The following is a 17,556-nucleotide window of genomic DNA, read 5'->3' as shown; positions in this document are numbered from 1 at the left end:
TGACCGGCTGCGAGTCGTATCCACACTGCCTGAGGTTCACGCTGATATGACCACCACTTCCACCAGACTGCCGCCGATGCACGCTTCATCGGCGGCCCGTAACAGCTTAGCCGCACGCGTTGATGCGCTGCCCTCCTCTGCCGGATTATGGCGCTTTATCACGCTACTGGCGCTGGGCGGTTTTTTTGAGCTTTATGATCTGTTTGAAACCGGTTATATCAGCACCGGCCTGCTATCGGCGGGCGTATTTCACACCGGCGCGGCGGGTGTACTGGGCTTCTCCGATCAGGCCGCGTTCGCCTCGGCCACCTTTCTCGGTCTGTTTTTCGGTGCCAGCCTGCTGGCACCCTATGCTGACCGCTTTGGCCGCCGCCTGACCTTTATGTGCGCGCTGCTCTGGTATGGACTGTTTTCGCTGCTGATGGCGTTTCAGCAGAGTGCGGAGATGATTATTCTGTTTCGCTTCCTGGTGGGGATCGGGCTGGGTGTCGAACTGGTGACCATTGATACTTATCTGTCGGAATGGGTGCCGAGCCATCTGCGCAGCCGCGCTTTTGCCTTCTCCTTTTTCGTGCAGTTTTTGTCGGTGCCTGCCGTGGCGCTGATGTCGTGGTGGCTGATTCCGCAAACGCTGCTCAGCCTGGAAGGCTGGCGCTGGGTGGTGATCGCGGGCGCGGTCTGTTCGCTGGTGATCTGGCTGGTACGCAGGAACCTGCCGGAATCAGCACGCTGGCTGGCGCAGCAGGGGTGTCATCAGGCGGCGCATCAGGTGTTGTCCGCGATGGAGCAGCGCTGTGGCATCCCGGCCGGACCCGCATTTTCAGCCGATGATGCGGCGGCACAGTTGCCAAAACAGGGGCGTTTCAGTGAGATCTGGTCACCCGCTTACCGTAAGCGCACCCTGATGCTGGTGGTGATGAACTTCTTCCAGGCGATTGGCTTTTTCGGCTTTGGTAACTGGCTGCCTGCACTGCTGTCAGGCCGCGGTGCCACGGTGACGCATAGCCTGCTCTACGCCTTCTTCATCACGCTGGCCTATCCGCTGGGATCGCTAATCTGTAGCCGCTACGCTGACAAAATGGAGAATAAGTGGCAAATCGTCCTGTCGTCGCTGATGACGGTGGTGTTCGGTACGCTCTTTGCCTTCCAGACGCAGCCGGTATTGCTGATTATGTGCGGCTTCCTGATCACCTGGTCAAATGCATGGCTGACCTTCAGCTTCCACGCCTATCAGACCGAGATCTTCCCCACCCACATTCGGGCGCGTGCAGTCGGCTTTTGCTACTCCTTCAGCCGCCTTTCTACAGTCTTCAGCAGCATCCTGATCGGGGTGATATTGCAGTATGCCGGAACGCCAGGCGTGATTACCTTTATCGTGCTGAGCATGGTGATGGTAATGCTGTCGGTGGGAATTTACGGGCCGAAAACGCGCGGAATCGATCTGGAGAATATTTAAAAGAAGAGGCCGTCATCCTGATGATGACGGCCTTTTTTACTGCCGGTTACTTGCCTTCCAGTACCCGGATATCTGCACTGCCCAGCCGATCTTTTTCATCTTTACGTAGCTCAGCCACCTGTTTCGCGCTGACCTGCTCCGACGCCTTGTTGCCCCAGCTGTTGCGCACGAAGTTCACCACGTCCGCCACCTGCTGATCGTTGAGGCGCCAGCCGAATGCCGGCATGGTAATGGTCGACGGCGCACCATTCACGCCAGGCAACTGTCCGCCCACCAGCACAATGTGGATCAGCGAGGTCGGATCATCCGCCATGACGACCGGATTACCGCGCAGCGCCGGGTAGAAGCGTTTATAGCCGCTGCCATCGGTCTTATGGCACGCCGCACAGCTGTCGACGTAGGTCGCCGCACCGGTCTGGCTGTCATCGCCACGCCACAGCGCTTTTGCCGTGGCATCATCCACGCTGAACGCTGCCTGATGCGGGTCTTTTGCGCCCAGCGACTTCAGATAGCGTGCAATAGCCGTGATATCGGCCTCGCTAAGGTGCTGCAGACTGTGTTCTACCACGTCGGTCATACCACCGAAAGCGGCGGTCTGATCGTTGCGGCCATAACGCAGGAACTGACGCAGGTCCTCTTCGCTCCAGCGACCCAGCCCGTCACGGTTGTCGCCGCGCAGGTTGCTGGCGGTCCAGCCATCAATGGGTGCGCTGCTGCCCGCCAGATAGTCGCTGCCCTCCTCGTTGGTCAGCGCCTTCTCCTGCATGGTAATGCTACGCGGCGTGTGACAGGCCCCGCAGTGACCCAGTCCTTCAACCAGATAACGACCACGCGCCAGTACCGGATCTTCCTGCGCTGCAGGCTGGAAGGCTTTTACATCGGGCGCAAAAATGCCGCGCCAGATCGCCAGCGGCCAGCGCATTGACAGCGGCCAGGGAATGTCGCTCTCCCGGTTTGGCTGTCCAACCGGCGCAACGCCATGCATAAAGTAGGCGTAAAGCGCCTTCATGTCCTCATCGCTGACCACCGCGTAGGAGGGGAATGGCATTGCCGGATAGAGCGTATCGCCGTTCTTCGCCACGCCGTGACGCACCGCTTTCTGGAAGTCGTCGTAGCTGTATTCGCCAATGCCGGTGTCGCGATCGGGCGTGATGTTGGTGGAGTAGATGGTGCCAATCGGTGTCGCCATCGGCAGACCACCGGCAAACGCCGCGCCGCCTTTGCTGGTGTGGCAGGCCACACAGTCACCGGCACGCGCCAGATATTCACCCCGTTTAACCAGATCGTCCTGGCTGTTATCCGCCAGGGCGGCGAACGACAGGGAGCCGAGAATCAGAGCCAGAATGCCATTTTTCATCGCCATCTCCTTATGCCTGCACCAGTGGACCGGGGTTTTTCAGGTAGTGTTCGCGAATCGCTTTGGCTGACCAGTAGGTCAGCGCCGCCACCATGCCGGTCGGGTTATAACCCAGTCCCTGCGGGAAGGCGGATGCGCCTGGTACAAACACATTTGGCACGTCCCAGCTTTGCAGATAACGGTTCACCGCACTGGTTTTAGGATCGTCGCCCATGATCGCCCCGCCACTGATGTGGGTGGTCTGATACACCGTCGAGTCAAAATGGGTGCCCGGCTTTTTCGCGCCGCCGATGATCATCTTCGGATTCATCGCTTCCGCGATATTGCGCATCTTGCCAACCATAAACTGTGCCATTTTGATGTCGTTATCCTGCCAGTCAAAGGTCATGCGCAGCAGCGGCTGCCCATAGGCATCTTTGTAGTTGGGATCGAGATCGAGGTAGTTGGCGCGATAGGACTGATGTGCACCGTGCGCATCCATCGACAGATGGTGGGTGTAGGTATCCGCCACCGCCGCTTTCCATTTGCTGCCCCAGTTAGGGGTACCCGCTGGCACCGGCAGGCCAGAGATCGGTTTAGTGCCCGCCTGGTTAACCCAGAATGGCGAACCGCCGACAAAGCCCAGCGGCCCGTGATCGAAGTTATCCGCGTTGAAATCATCAACCGCTACGCCTGCACCACCCGCGCCGATAAACGGATTGGTAGTGGTGTTCTTATCAAACAGCGCCTTGAGCGTAGAGAGGTTCTGATAGGCGAAGTTGCGGCCTACGGTGCCTTCATTGGTGATCGGGTTGTACGGTTTACCAATGCCTGACAGCAGCATCAGGTGAACATTGTGGAACTGGAAAGCGGAAAGGATCACCAGATCAGCAGGCTGAACCTGCTCACGACCCTGACCATCCACATAGGTCACGCCAGTTGCGCGCGTTTTGTCATCGCTGAGGTTGACCCGCAGTACATAAGCGTTGTTGCGCAGCTCAAACTTCGGCTCCTGACGCAGCGCGGGCAGGATGTTGACGTTAGGAGACGCTTTGGAATACATGTAGCAGGCGTAGCCGCTGCAGTAACCGCAGAAATTGCACGGCCCCATCTGCGCGCCATAGGTATTGGTATAAGGACCCGAAGTATTGGCGGACGGCAGATCATAAGGGTGATAACCAACCGACTCGGCCGCCTGAGCAAACAGCTGTGACGAATAGGTGCGCTTCTGCGCGGGCAGCGGGAAGTTATCGGAGCGATCCGGCGCAAACGGGTTGCCGCCTTTATCTTTGCCGACCACTTTCCCCTTGATGCTCCAGGCGCTGCCGGAGGTACCAAAGACTTTTTCTGCTTTGTCGAAAAACGGCTCCAGCTCATCGTAGCTGACGCCAAAATCCTGAATCGTCATGCCTTCCGGGATGAAGTTCTTGCCGTAGCGCTCTTCGTAATGGCTGCGCATCCGCAGTTCAACCGGATCGACACGGAAATGGACGCCGGACCAGTGCAGGCCCGCGCCGCCAGTACCGGTGCCAGGCAGAAACGCCGCCAGCTGACGATAGGGAACGGCCGTCTGCGAAGCGTCATGACGAATGGTCACGGTGCTTTTCGACAGATCCTGGAACAGCTTTTTGCGGATGTTATAGGTCAGCTCATCAATGGACTGCGGATAAGAGCCATCAGGATAGGTGTCGCGATGCGGTCCGCGCTCCAGCGCCAGCACGTTAAGGCCCGCTTCGGTCAGCTCTTTCGCCATAATTGCGCCTGCCCAGCCGAAGCCGACAATCACTGCATCCACTTTTTTCATTTCGTTAGCCATGCTTAGCTTCTCTCCCCGCGAATCGACACTGATGGGAACGGATATCGTTCGCCGCGCTCTACCCAGTCCATAAAGTCGGCGCGTGCGCCAGGGAAGTTGATCAGCTTCCAGCCGACCATGCCCTGATTTCCGCCGTGGATGGGATCGCTGAAGAAGCCTTCGCGGGTGTTCTGCAGCAGGAAGCTGAAGAAGACTTTTGATGGCAGCTGACTGAATTCCGCGCTGCCACTCTCCATCGCCTGCAACAGGGCATCCTGCTGCTCGCCACTGAGCTGGGCGAAAACCTTGCCGTGCTGCTGCTTGCTGTAACTGTCGGCATCGGCCAGACCGAGCCGGTAGATCTGCTGGGGTACCAGCGGCAGCTGATAGCCCAGCTCTTTCGGCAGATCGGGATTAAACGGCCCCTGCATATACCAGTTTGAACCCGTGGCATACGGTGTATTCATCTGACGATCGATAAACTCCGGCACGCCCGCTTCCAGCGCACCCGGCCCGCATTCATCGCTGGGGATCAGGCGAGCTACGGCGGCAGCAATAAAGGCAAACTCTTCGGCGGTAAACCAGGCTGGCTGGTAGTCACGCGCCTGCTGTGGACCCGCCGGGGTTTCAGCCGCCTGCACAGCGAGCGGCAGGGAGAGCGCGCCCATCGCTGTGGAACCTACCGCCATTGCAGGCGCCAGGGTAATAGTCTTCAGCAAAAAATCCCTGCGTGAATGACCCTTTTTTTGTTCTGACATGACATTGCCTCATTCCCGCTATCGTGAGCGGTATGAAAAAGTAGAGGGTTGCGTTGTAATGGTTTTTATAAGCAAATTCAGGGTGACAGATTTTTGTTACCGGTAACAAAGCACCATATTGTAACACTGCCATTCACAAAGATTTAGTTCCACGAAACAAAACCGCACAATTTCATTAACATCTATCACCGTCCTGTCATGAGCAGAAACAACAGACTACAGACAGCGACCCGCCAAAAACGTTATAACAGGCAACACACAACAGCGGAGTGCCTATGTTTAAGTCTTTTTTTCCGCGGCCAGCGCTGTTTTTCAGCTCTGCGGCTGTCTGGAGCTTAGTAGCGATTATTGCCTGGTTCGGCTTTGCCAGCGATTTGCCTGCCCATTTTTCGCCTGCTTTTCAGGCCGCGATAAAGCAGCCCTTGCCCACCACAGTGATGCGCTTTATTGCACCGGGTGAGTTATGGTTTTATGCCTACTACTGGCTGCTGGTTAGCCTGTTTGCCCTTGCCTGGCGAATGATTGATAACCATCCCTGGCAGCGCTGGTCGGTGTGGGGTTCTGCGCTGATTATTTTTGTTACCTGGTTTGGCGTTCAGGTCGGTGTCGCCATCAACGCCTGGTATCAACCCTTTTACGACCTGATCCAGAAGGCAATAACCAAAGCCGGTTCAGTAACGATAACCCAGCTTTACACTGAAATGGCAGGCATAGCGGGCATTGTTATGGTTGCGGTGGCTATTGGCGTCACTAATGCCTTTTTCATCAGCCACTGGGTATTCCGTTGGCGTACCGCGATGAATAACTACTACATGCATAACTGGCAGCGACTGCGTCATGTAGAGGGTGCTGCACAGCGAGTGCAGGAAGATACGATGCGCTTTGCTCAGACACTGGAGGGCTGGGGAGTCAGTTTCATCCAGGCGATCATGACGCTCATCGCTTTTTTACCGATCCTGGTTCAGCTGTCACATCATGTAAAAAGCGTACCCATTCTTGGCGCTATACCTTATGCACTGGTCGTTGCCGCCGTTATCTGGTCTGTGCTGGGAACAGGACTGTTAGCCGTCGTAGGATTAAAATTGCCGGGACTGGAATTTCGCAATCAGCGAGTCGAAGCCGCTTATCGTAAAGAGCTGGTTTACGGCGAAGACAATGCAGATCGCGCTTCACCGCCAACGGTAAAAGCGCTTTTTAGCAACGTCAGACTGAATTACTTTCGCCTCTATTTTCATTATCTGTACTTTAATATCGCCAGAATGTTTTATCTGCAGATAGATAATGTCTTTGGCCTGGTCATGTTGTTCCCTTCAATCGCCGCAGGAACAATAACGCTGGGTCTGCTCAATCAGATTAGCAACGTGTTCGATCAGGTTCGCGGCTCGTTCCAGTATCTGATCACCTCGTGGTCAACGCTGGTTGAACTGATGTCGATCTACAAACGTCTGCGCAGCTTTGAACAGATCCTGGATGATGTGCCGCATGATGAGATGATGCGCGAGGCATCGGAAGAGGTTTAGTGGTTTAGTGGTTTAGGGGAAGACTCTTCCTCTCTGGCTGGAGAGGAAGAGGAATCACTTACAGTACAATACGCATCACGCTATCAGGATTTTTGGGCGGTTCCTTGCGCGAGCCGGGCTGTTTTACGCTGACGTACAGCACCTTACCATCCGCCGAGAGCGCCATGCTGTTAGGCAATGCCGGGGTTTTTACCGTGCGCTTCACCTTATAGCTGCTGGCGTCGATGATGCTGACTTCACCAGCTTTGCGGTGGGTAACATAAAGCTCATCACGCTGCGCATTGAACAACACCGCCAGCGATTCAGGCACATCAATCCGCTGAATTACCTGCTGATTACGCAGATCCACAACCAGCAACTGCGCCTGCTTTGAATCTGTCAGGAAAGCGCGCTGACCACCGGTATCCAGCGCAAGGTTCAGGAAGAAGTGTTCTTTATCGCCGTCAATCTTCTGCTTCTTCTCAACCGCATTTGTACGCGCATTAATCGTGACCAGTTCGCCATCGGCATTGGTGACGTAGACCTTTTGCGCATCGGCATCCACAGCCAGACCGGTGCCCATTTTGCCGGTATTCGGAATGGTGCTGACAAGCTTCATCGTGCCGCCATCCACCACCCAGACCACGCTCTGCGGTCCCAGTCCGGTGATATAAACCCGGTTAGTTTTCACATCAACCGCCACCTGGCGCGGCTGTAGCGGACGCACGGTCTCACTGCGCGGACGGCTATCCAGCACCAGCGTATTCAGTACCTTACCGCTACTGGCATCGATAGCGGTGACCGAACCGTTTACGGTATTACCAATATAAAGCATGTTGGTTTGGGGATTGATTGCCGCACCAAAGGATTTCAGTTCAGTGTTGATTGCCTGCTGTACCGCCAGCGTAGACGGGTCGAGACGGAAAACCGTACCGCCGTTACCGCTGCTGTTCTGCGCTGTCGCCACGAACAGCGCGTTGTCTTTCGGGCTGACCGCCAGTTCATAAACACCTTTACCCACGGACTGATTAAGATCCGCCGCCTGCGCTGCCAGCCATCCTGAGGCAGAGAACAGGGCCGTAGCCAGTAACAGCGGACGCAGAGTCCGGCGCGTAATGGTAATCGCTTTCATAACTTCTCCAGAGTTAATCCACTGCAGACGCAGTGATAAGAAAGCCCGACATTGCAACCAGAAAGGCCTGACGCACAGGCTGATTTACGTTTTTTTGAGAATGATAATTATTTATGAAGGAAAGGGACAGGATTATTCGCGGAGAAACGAAGCCAGGACGCCCGGAGGCGTCCTGTCAGCACAAGAGGGTAAAGCGTTTTATTTCAGCAGCTCAGCGGTCATGTGAACGCCGTTGTTGGTGTAAGCTTCAGTGATTTTATATGAAGCACCAGCTTCCTGCGCCTGTGCAGCAATTTTCGCTTCTGCACCATCCAGCGTAGAGTCGATAGCGGTCACAGATTGCGCGAAGCTGGCGAATGGCAGAACAGAAAGCGCGATAACAGCTGCAAAAGTTTTGATAGATTTCATGGTCAATTCCTCGGTTAATTTTTATCAGGTAAGGCGTGCTGCCTTGTTGATAGATATACTAGTCCGGAAGTTGATCAGTAAAAAGCGGAGGGTTTTGCTTATCTCTTTCAGTAAAACTGAACATAAAAAGCACGTATCGCACAGTTATCGCTCAAAAGGTTAATAACCCACTTCCATAAAAAAAGGCAGCATAATGCGCTGCCCTCAGAAGTTTAACCGTGATGCCGCACCCGCGTGAAGATGGTCAGTGCAGCCAGCAGCATCAGCACGCCACTGGCAACGAACACGCCGCCTGCTCCGCGCAGGTCAAACATCCAGCCGCCCGCAGCCGCGCCGACGGTAATCGCCAGCTGAATGGTGGCGACCAGTAACCCGCCGCCTGATTCCGCGTCATCCGGCACCGCGCGCGAAATCCAGGTTGACCAGCCGGTTGGCATCGAACCAAATGCCATGCCCCAGATTGCCACGCCTGCGCCTACCATCCAGCTGACATCGCCAAAGCTCACCAGCATCAGCGCAGTGACGCTCATTAACAGCGCCATCCCGCTCAGCGTCAGCGATACGCTGCGGGTGACCAGAAAACCCGCCAGCGAGGTACCAAAGAAGTTCGCCACGCCAAAGGCGAGCAGCGCCAGCGACAGCTGATTAAGGTTGAGCTGTGCAACGCCTTCCAGGAATGGACGCAGATAGGTGAAGAAAGCGAAGTGGCCGGTAAACATCATGATCACCGCTAGCATGCCCCAGCGCATCACGCCGATACGCAGGAGCGCCAGCACGCCGCCATTGCGGGCTTTGTTCTCTGCTGGCATGGCGGGCAGGGTAAAGAACTGCCACAGCAGCGCCACCGCACCCAGTCCGGCGGTCAGCATAAAGATGTTGCGCCAGCCCACCAGTCCACCGAGATAGCTGCCAAGTGGCGTGGCGATAATCGTCGCCAGCGAGATCCCGCTGAAGACAATAGAGAGCGCACGCGGTACCTGATCGGTGGGTACCAGACGCATGGTGATGGCCGTTGAGAGCGTCCAGAAGCCGCCAATGGCCATCCCCAGCAGCACCCGCGCCAGCAGGATCACCGTCAGGTCAGCCGCAAACGCCACCATCAGCGCCGAGGCAATCAGCAATAGCGAAAACACCAGCATAACGATGCGGCGATCGATGCGCCGCGTGACGCTGCCGGTAACCAGACTGGTAAACAGCGCCACCAGCGCGGTGATAGTGACGGTCTGTCCCGCCTGCCCTTCTGAAACGCCCAGGCTGTGGGCCATTGGCGTCAGCAGACTCACGGGTAAAAATTCGGCGGTAATCAGGCTGAACACCCCAAACGCCATAGCAAACACCGCGCCCCAGGCGGGACGGGTCGGCGAGGAAACCTCATCAGCCACTTCGGTTGTCAGACTCATGCTGCTTCTCCGGAAGATAAAAAAGTGAGTGAGAGCATAGAGTGGAGCGTCAGGACGATCTATGATGCTTACACCTTCATTTTTGATAATTCGTCTGGAATCGTATGAGCCACTATGGAGATCTGACCAGTGAACTGCTGATGGGAATGCGTCTGTATGGCGTGAACTATCAGCGTATCGCGGTAAGCGCGCCGTTCGGGCTGCATTATGAGCACGCGCCGGGGCGGGCGCAGTTTCACTTTGTCGGGCGCGGTTCACTGCTGGTACGCGGCGCCTCCGGTGAGGTGTTTCAGCTCAACAGCGGCGATGCGCTACTGGTGCCGCACGGTAAGCCGCACAGCCTGATCTCCAGTGAGGAGGCGGACTGCCAGTGTATTAAGAACATGGCGAGTAAGCCGATTTGCGACAGCGTCTGTGCGATTGCTGCACCGGAAGATGCCTGTGATGACGAGCACAGCGTGCTGCTGTTCAGCGCCTGCATGGCGTTTGAGCTTGGCGGCATGCAACCGCTGATCAACACCATGCCGGATGTGATGCTGGTGAGTACGCTGCTGTCGCAGTACCCGGAGATTCAGCCTATTCTGGCGGCGATGGAGCGGGAATCGCGGACCCGCCAGGCGGGATTTGCCGGGATTCTGTCGCGTCTGGCTGATGTGGTTGCCGCGCTGATAGTTCGCGGCTGGGTAGAGAACGGCTGCGGCCAGAGTAGCGGGCTGGTGCAGGCGATGCGCGATCCGCGTCTGAGCCAGGCGATTGCCGCGATGCATCGGGAGCCGGGCGAAAACTGGACGGTGGCGCGACTCGCCAGCGTAGCAGGCTGTTCGCGTTCGGTGTTCGCCGGACGTTTTCTCACGGCTACCGGCATGACGCCGCTGCGATATCTGACCGAATTGCGGATGCGGCTGGCGGTGCAACGGATTGTAAACAATGGCGAAGCGGTGGAAGCCGTCGCTTATCATCTCGGCTACGGCTCGATTGCGGCGTTCAGTCGCGCCTTCAAGCGGATTGTCGGGCAGTCGCCAGGCGCGCTGCGTGCCGGACGCGACGGCACGCAGGCGCTAGCCTCGTAATCGGATCTCTTAACGAAACACGCTGATCGCTTCCACCAGCCGGTTAGCCTGATGGGTCATGCGACCTGAAGCCTCGGCGCTTTCTGTTACGCGGGCGGCGTTCTGATGGGTGATGTCATCAAGATCTTCCACCGCTGAACTGACTTCGCTGAGCGCGGTCGCCTGTTCGGCCGTGGCGGCGCTGATCTGAGCGATCAGGGCAGTCACATTCTGTACCTGTGACACGATATCCTGCATCGTCCGGCCCGCCGCGCTGGCGTGCTCATTGCCCGACTGAACGCGGCTGGCACTGGTTTCGACCAGCATTTTGATTTCGCTGGCGGCTTTGGCGCTGCGTTGTGCAAGGCTACGGACTTCGCCTGCCACTACTGCAAAGCCTTTGCCCTGCTCACCGGCCCGTGCCGCTTCTACTGCGGCGTTCAGCGCCAGAATATTGGTCTGAAAAGCAATGCCGTCAATAACGCTGGTAATATTGGCAATCCGCTTTGAACTGTCAGCAATTTCGCCCATCATACCCATCATCTCGGTCATTACCTCACCGCCTTTACTGGCTGCCTGACTGGTGTCAGCTGACAGGGTATTCACCTCGTTCGCCGTTTCAGTATTGCTCTTCACCGTGGCGGTCATTTCGTTCATGGTGGCTGCGGTCTGCTGTACGTTGGCCGCGGCCTGCTCGGTGCGACGACTCAGTTCGTTATTGCTGCGGGCAATGGCGTCGCTGGCGCTTAACACATTGATCGCCTGACCGCTGACATCATCCACCAGCCAGCGGAACATCAATCCGAGCTGACCGATAGCGCGCAGCGTGACGCCGACCTCATCAACGCGATCCATCTGCTCGACCTTGTGACTCGCACCGGTCGCCACGCTCAGCGCCTGTTTGCACATCCGCTCGATAGGCCGTGAAATCTGCTGTTCCAGCCACAGACTGCTCAGTGTGAGTAGCGCCGCCATGCCTGCGGTAAAGCCGGCCAGTGCTGCGTGCGTCATACCCAGCGCCCAGACACCTGCCACTGAGAGGGGCAGTAACGCCAGCAGCGTACTGCGGATCCGCCAGCGCAGGGGCAGCGTTTTCAGAATGGAGGCGGGACGACGCCAGCCGCTGCGAACCAGCAGGCCTTTGTGAAAACGTCGCCCTCTGGCGCGGCCTTCACGAAAATCCTGATAGAGCGCTTCGGTCTGACGGACTTCCTCTGCCGTGGGTTTGGTGCGTACTGACATATAGCCCTGCACTTTACCGTTGCGCACCACCGGAATAGCGTTGGCCCGCACCCAGTAGTGATCGCCATTTTTACGGCGGTTCTTAACCAGTGCAGTCCAGGGCTCGCCCTGTTTCAGCGTCGCCCACATGTCGGCAAACGCTTCTGGTGGCATATCGGGGTGACGCACCATGTTATGCGGCTGGCCGTTAATCTCGTCAGCAGTGAATCCACTTGCTTCGATAAACGCGTCGTTGGCGTAGGTGATGTGGCTGTTGAGATCGGTGGTCGACATGAGTGTCGCATGATCGTCAAACTGATATTCACGCTGAGAGACAGGCTGGTTGTTACGCATCAAAAATCCTTGAAGACCCGACCGCCTTCACGTGACAGTCTGCGTGTCAGCGTGAAAACGGTGGGCTGAGAAATAACGATTACCTTTTTTTATGTTTTCGGCATGCTTCCTTACTCTCTTTAACGTTTCAGTTAAATTTCCGCCGCGAAAAAAGCCGCTTTGCGGCAGATTTCACATTTTCAGGTGATTATTCATCCGTTAGCCGGATTTCAGAATTCCGGCAGGCGCTCAGCTGAGGTCGACATTCCGGGTGCCAAACCACCAGGTGAGCAGGAATCCGCCGGTCCAGGCCACCATCAGCCCGGCCAGGTAAACCGCCATACCGGCGAAAATCCCCTGGCTGGAGGTCATCAGCGGCAGCGTGACCAGCCCGGAGGGTCCGAATACCGTATTCATCCCGACCGGCAAACCCAGCCACGCTACCAGCCCGATAAAGAAACCACCCAGCGCCCCGCCACCGCAGGCGGTAATAAAAGGTTTGAGGCGCGGCAGCGTGACGCCGTAGATCAGCGGTTCTCCGACGCCCAGCAGGCCGGGCACAATGGCACCTTTGATCTGCGCCCGCAGCAGCGCCCCTTTTTCTGCTTTGCACCAGAGCGCCAGTGATGCGCCGACCTGCCCTGCGCCCGCCATTGCCAGAATCGGGAACAGCGAGTTAAACCCCTGCGTTTCCATCAACGCAAAGTAGACCGGAATAAAGCCCTGATGGATGCCGAACATCACCGCGATCAGGAACAACCCGGCCAGCAGCGCACAGCCAAAGGGATTGTTATTGAGATGGATAAACAGCCACGACATACCCTTAAACAGTTCACCACCCAGCGGCATGATGAGCAGATAGGTGATGGCCCCGGTAATCACCAGTGTAAACAGAGAAGTCAGGATCATATCGAGGTTGTCGGGAATGATTTTGCGCAGCTGTTTCTCAATCCACGCCCCGATAATCGCCGCCATCAGCACACCAATAATGTTGCCGCGCGGGTCGATCGTCAGGCCAAAGAAGCTCTCCATGCCGCTGTAGTAGCCGGTGGTGGCGGTGGGCACATAGCCGAGCACAAACAGTGAGGCGATGATGGCACCATTGACGCCGCTGCCGCCAAAGGCTTTTTGCGCGTTGTAGCCAATCAGGATACTGAGAAAGGTGAACAGTCCTTTGCCGAACACTTTCATGTACGCCACGGTGTGCAGCAGCCAGGGCGCGTGTTCGCCGGGCGCATTAAGGTGGAGGCTTTGCTCAATCAGCGTGGCAAAGCCCAGCAGCAGCCCCGCGCCGATGAAGCCCGGGATCAGCGGGGTGAAGATGGTGGCGAAGCGCGACAGGAACTGATGCACGCCGCTGGTCTGTTTCGCCTTTAGCTGCTGCTTCTGCTGCGCCGCCCGCTGGCTAAGATCGGCTGTTTCGTCCTGTGATGCCGGTGTGCTTTCATCCTGCACCAGCAGGCTCTGCATCCCCTCGGCGGCGGTTTGCGCTTTGCCTGGCCCCAGGACAATCTGTAACTGCGCCTCGCTGTCGATAACGCCCAGCACGCCCGGCAGGCTTTTTAATCCTGCCAGATCAGCCTGTTCCGGCTGATTTAGCGTCAGGCGGAGCCGCGTCATGCAGTGACCACAGGCCGCGATATTTTGCGCGCCACCGACCGCCTGCAGGATGTCACGCAACAGTGCTTCGGTGATTTTCGCCATTAGCGTGCTCCCGCTGCCTGCAGAGCCTGACGGATAAAGCCCTGATGCTGACTGAGCAGCGCTTTCGCCTCATCGGCGGCCAGGTCAGCCAGCACCATCAGGATCGCGGTTTTGCAGTGTCCGCCGCAGGCGGTAAGCGCAGCGCTGGCGGTCGCGTCATCACAGTCCGTGGCCTGCATGACGATGTTGACCTGGCGCTGCACCAGTTTCTGGTTGGTCGCTTCCACATCAACCATCAGGTTGCCGTAGACTTTTCCGCTGCGGATCATCGAGCCTGTGGTGAGCATGTTGAGCACCAGTTTTTGTGCCGTGCCCGCTTTCATGCGGGAGGAGCCGGTGACCACTTCCGGGCCGACCACCGGCGTGAGCGCAATCGCAGCGACCTGCGACATGGCGCTGCCGGGATTACAGGTGAGCGACACGGTAGTCGCACCAAGCTCGTTGGCGTAAGCCAGCGCACCGAGCACGTAAGGTGTGCGACCGCTGGCGGCGATACCGACCAGCACATCGTGGCGGCTGAAGTGGATATCTTTCAGATCCTGCGCGCCCTGTTCCCGGTTATCTTCGGCATTTTCGACCGCCTGGAGTATGGCGGTATGACCGCCGGCAATCAGGCCGATGACCTGTTCGCGTGGCGTACCAAAGGTAGGCGGGCATTCGCTGGCATCCAGGATGCCCAGCCGCCCGGAGGTGCCCGCACCGCAATAGATTAATCGCCCACCCGCCTGGAACGCAGCGCAGATGGCGTCAACGGCGTCGGCGATCTGCGGCACGATGGCCTCTACCGCCAGCGCCACCTTTTTATCTTCATCATTAATGACGCGCAGCATCGCTTCGGTAGAGAGTTCATCGATGTTCTGGCTGGCCGGGTTGCGGCCTTCGGTGATCATCTGGCTGAGGTCGAGTTTCATGACGGGCTCCGTTAAGGAATAAATTATTCAAATTACCAAACATCATAACGAATGATTAATTCATTGAGTGAGATCTTTTTTCAATGGATGTGGGGTGAATCATGTTGCGGGGAGTGGGCGGGACAGCGTTGAGTTTAAGCAGGGTGACTAGTATACGGGGTTTAAATGCTGTGCATTCCGGCCTGGGCGCAGGGTGTGTGAGTAGTGTTGCTGGGAAATCGGAGCCGGTCAGAAAAGGTTCACCTGATCGTAAAGACGCATTCATCATCCATGACGCTCGTCCCACGCCGTCCCTGGCGTGGGACGCTTTACTCTTCAGGTGAACCTTTTCTTCCCTCAGGCTGTTTTACTGCTGTTCGAACAAGTGTGGCGAATAAACATGAGTAGCGGAGTAAAGCATCCGTCGCATGGACAAAAACGCCTGGAGCGTTTTTGAACAACGTAAAGCGCTGGCCCGCTTGCGGGCGAGCCTCATGGATGAGGCGAGTAACCGGCGGCCGAGGCCCAGGGACGGGTTTATGCCGACTTTACGCAGCCTGCCTTTGTGCCCGACTGAACGGCACAAAGGCTGATCTTTCATTTCTGCTCTATTGACCAGGTAAGAACTAAGCCGCACAAACAAAAAGGGCCCAACTTTCGTTGAGCCCTTTTTTACGTTAGCGCTGTTCTCAGCTTGCCGTCTGCGTCCGCAGCTGCAGCTCATACGCTTTCGCCTGTTCGGCGTCGAACTGGTTTTCCCAGCGGGCAATCACCAGCACTGCCAGCGCGTTACCGACCACATTCAGCGCGGTACGCGCCATGTCCATGATGCGGTCAACACCGGCGATAAACGCCAGACCTTCCAGCGGAATGCCGACGCTGCCCAGCGTAGCCAGCAGCACCACGAAGGATACGCCTGGCACGCCAGCGATCCCTTTCGAGGTCACCATCAGCGTCAGAACCAGCACAATCTCATCAGTCAGCGACAGGTCAATGCCGTACAGCTGCGCAATAAAGATCGCCGCGATGCTCTGATACAGCGTTGAACCATCCAGGTTAAATGAATAACCGGTCGGCACCACGAAGCTGGTGATCGCTTTCGGCGCGCCGTAAGCTTCCATCTTCTCCATGATGCGAGGCAACACGGTTTCCGAGCTGGACGTGGAGTAAGAGAGAATCAGCTCATCTTTCAGGATGCGCATCAGCGTGGTAATGCGCAGCTTACAGAAGCGCGCTACCCCGCCCAGCACCACAAAGGCGAAGAACAGAATCGCCGCATAAACCAGCAGCACCAGCTTAGCCAGCGGCCACAGCGAGGCAAAACCGAAGTTAGCAATCGTCACCGCGATCAGCGCAAACACACCGACCGGCGCATAACGCATGATCATGTGCGTCACTTTAAACATCGCTTCAGAGATACCACGGAACAGGTTCACCAGCGGATCGCGCTGTTCTGACGGCAGTGACGACAGGCCTAAGCCAAACAGCACCGAGAAGAAGATAATCGGCAGCATGTCGCCCTTCGCCATAGAGGCGAAAATATTCTGCGGGATCAGCGACAGAATTGTGGTCACCAGGCTGTGCGGACCGCCCTGTACCTCTGCCGTTGTGGCTTCATATTTAGAGATGTCCACCGTTGCCAGCGTTGACATATCAATGCCGGTGCCGGGTTGAAATACGTTGGCCAGCGTAATACCGACCACAATGGCAATGGTGGTGATCACTTCAAAGTAGAGAATCGTTTTGACGCCGATGCGTCCCAGCTTCTTTGCATCACCCACGCCAGCGATGCCGACAATCAGGGATGAAATCACAATCGGTACCACAATCATCTTGATAAGATGAATAAAGATATCGCCTGCAGGACTGAGAATGTTGGTGACTAACCATTCACGATTGTCTGGCTGATTATGCAACACAGCACCCACAACGATGCCGAGCACCAGGGCTGTCAGAATCTGCCAGGCCAGGCTGATTTTAAAACCTTTCATAACGCGTAATTTCCTCAGTCAAAACCCGTTTCTCTCTACTGCGAAGGTGCAGAAGACAATACACACAGGGAGTGAGCAAAAAGCCCGGTAAATTAGAGGGTGTTTAGAAACAGCGCCTCGTATGAAAATCTGATGATTCCCATACCCATTTTCAGACGCGGTCTGAGTTGATACCTGCAGAACAGGGGCGAGATAAGTACCATTTTCACTGTGGTAAATGCAACCCCTGGCGAATCCGATTAAAAGTTAGCCACCTGAGTAGCATAAAGTGCTGCCGGAAGTAAAAATCCCTAACCTGCTGTTATGAAAAGTAATACTTAGATGAATTTCCGCATAGCTATGCAGAGTGGGTTAAAAACGCGTCCGGCGCGTTTGCTTGCTTTTTATCCAGTCTAATCCCGGATGACACCGCTTCTTAATTCCCCCTCGCCGCCAGAGAGTTAACCGGAAATATCAGAATGGCTTCACGCTTCTCCCGAAGAGGTTTATCTCGTGATCTGTGGCGCAAAAAAGAAACAAAGCTATGGCGCAGGCTTCAATTAACCATTGATTGACATATCATTAACATCTTCAAGGAGATCCGC

At 56.4% G+C, this 17,556-nt stretch carries 13 protein-coding genes; 3 read left to right on the top strand and 10 right to left on the bottom strand.

What is annotated here, in order from left to right; translation table 11 throughout:
• Nucleotides 1-46: 46 nt before the first annotated feature.
• Nucleotides 47-1,456: an MFS transporter gene (locus AC6I8E_RS01525; protein ID WP_195857454.1), complete on the top strand. Its 1,410-nt coding sequence runs from the start codon at nt 47-49 to the stop codon at nt 1,454-1,456.
• A gap of 46 nt (nt 1,457-1,502) precedes the next feature.
• Here the strand turns inward: AC6I8E_RS01525 and AC6I8E_RS01520 are convergent, their stop codons facing one another.
• From AC6I8E_RS01520 to AC6I8E_RS01510, 3 genes are read right to left on the bottom strand one after another with little or no spacing between them, the layout of a single operon-like run.
• A complete protein-coding gene (locus AC6I8E_RS01520) occupies nt 1,503-2,813 on the bottom strand; it encodes a c-type cytochrome (protein ID WP_095706352.1) in 1,311 nt (436 codons plus the stop codon).
• Between the two features lie 10 nt (nt 2,814-2,823).
• Complete coding sequence (locus AC6I8E_RS01515) at nt 2,824-4,608, bottom strand: GMC family oxidoreductase (protein ID WP_013359818.1); 1,785 nt, start codon at nt 4,606-4,608, stop codon at nt 2,824-2,826.
• 2 nt (nt 4,609-4,610) lie between these two features.
• Nucleotides 4,611-5,345, bottom strand: coding sequence for a gluconate 2-dehydrogenase subunit 3 family protein (locus AC6I8E_RS01510; RefSeq protein WP_497824344.1), 735 nt, complete (start codon nt 5,343-5,345; stop codon nt 4,611-4,613).
• Between the two features lie 275 nt (nt 5,346-5,620).
• Here AC6I8E_RS01510 and sbmA point away from each other — a divergent pair, with 275 nt between their 5' ends.
• Entirely contained in the window at nt 5,621-6,865 is a 1,245-nt protein-coding gene (sbmA, locus tag AC6I8E_RS01505) for a peptide antibiotic transporter SbmA (protein WP_497824343.1), read from the top strand.
• 58 nt (nt 6,866-6,923) lie between these two features.
• On the opposite strand, the gene yncE is transcribed toward sbmA, so the two are convergent.
• The 3 genes from yncE to AC6I8E_RS01490 form a co-directional block, all read right to left on the bottom strand.
• The gene (gene yncE / locus AC6I8E_RS01500) at nt 6,924-7,976 is read right to left on the bottom strand and encodes a 7-bladed beta-propeller protein YncE (RefSeq protein ID WP_497824342.1); all 1,053 of its coding nucleotides are present in this window, start codon (nt 7,974-7,976) and stop codon (nt 6,924-6,926) included.
• Nucleotides 7,977-8,174: 198 nt separating this feature from the next.
• Complete coding sequence (locus AC6I8E_RS01495; RefSeq protein ID WP_009092571.1) at nt 8,175-8,384, bottom strand: YdgH/BhsA/McbA family protein; 210 nt, start codon at nt 8,382-8,384, stop codon at nt 8,175-8,177.
• Nucleotides 8,385-8,596: 212 nt separating this feature from the next.
• Complete coding sequence (locus AC6I8E_RS01490) at nt 8,597-9,784, bottom strand: MFS transporter (protein ID WP_033734929.1); 1,188 nt, start codon at nt 9,782-9,784, stop codon at nt 8,597-8,599.
• 104 nt (nt 9,785-9,888) lie between these two features.
• Between AC6I8E_RS01490 and AC6I8E_RS01485 the strand changes: the two genes are divergently transcribed.
• Nucleotides 9,889-10,854, top strand: a complete 966-nt coding sequence (locus AC6I8E_RS01485) for an AraC family transcriptional regulator (RefSeq protein WP_013359813.1) — start codon at nt 9,889-9,891, stop codon at nt 10,852-10,854.
• Nucleotides 10,855-10,863: 9 nt separating this feature from the next.
• On the opposite strand, the gene AC6I8E_RS01480 is transcribed toward AC6I8E_RS01485, so the two are convergent.
• From AC6I8E_RS01480 to gltP, 4 genes are all read right to left on the bottom strand, one after another.
• On the bottom strand, nt 10,864-12,408 hold the full coding sequence (locus AC6I8E_RS01480) for a methyl-accepting chemotaxis protein (protein ID WP_497824341.1): 1,545 nt from the start codon (nt 12,406-12,408) through the stop codon (nt 10,864-10,866).
• Nucleotides 12,409-12,636: 228 nt separating this feature from the next.
• On the bottom strand, nt 12,637-14,091 hold the full coding sequence (murP, locus tag AC6I8E_RS01475) for a PTS N-acetylmuramic acid transporter subunit IIBC (protein WP_497824340.1): 1,455 nt from the start codon (nt 14,089-14,091) through the stop codon (nt 12,637-12,639).
• Nucleotides 14,091-15,002 (bottom strand): N-acetylmuramic acid 6-phosphate etherase, encoded by a 912-nt coding sequence (gene murQ, locus AC6I8E_RS01470; protein ID WP_033781566.1) that lies wholly within the window; start codon nt 15,000-15,002, stop codon nt 14,091-14,093. The genes murP and murQ overlap by 1 nt, the downstream gene beginning before the upstream one ends.
• A 668-nt stretch (nt 15,003-15,670) precedes the next feature.
• The gene (gltP, locus tag AC6I8E_RS01465; protein WP_013359809.1) at nt 15,671-16,972 is read right to left on the bottom strand and encodes a glutamate/aspartate:proton symporter GltP; all 1,302 of its coding nucleotides are present in this window, start codon (nt 16,970-16,972) and stop codon (nt 15,671-15,673) included.
• Nucleotides 16,973-17,556 lie beyond the last annotated feature (584 nt).

Source organism: Pantoea sp. X-Soil-YNGN-785 (assembly GCF_059730585.1).
This window is presented reverse-complemented; position numbering and strand designations above follow the sequence as displayed.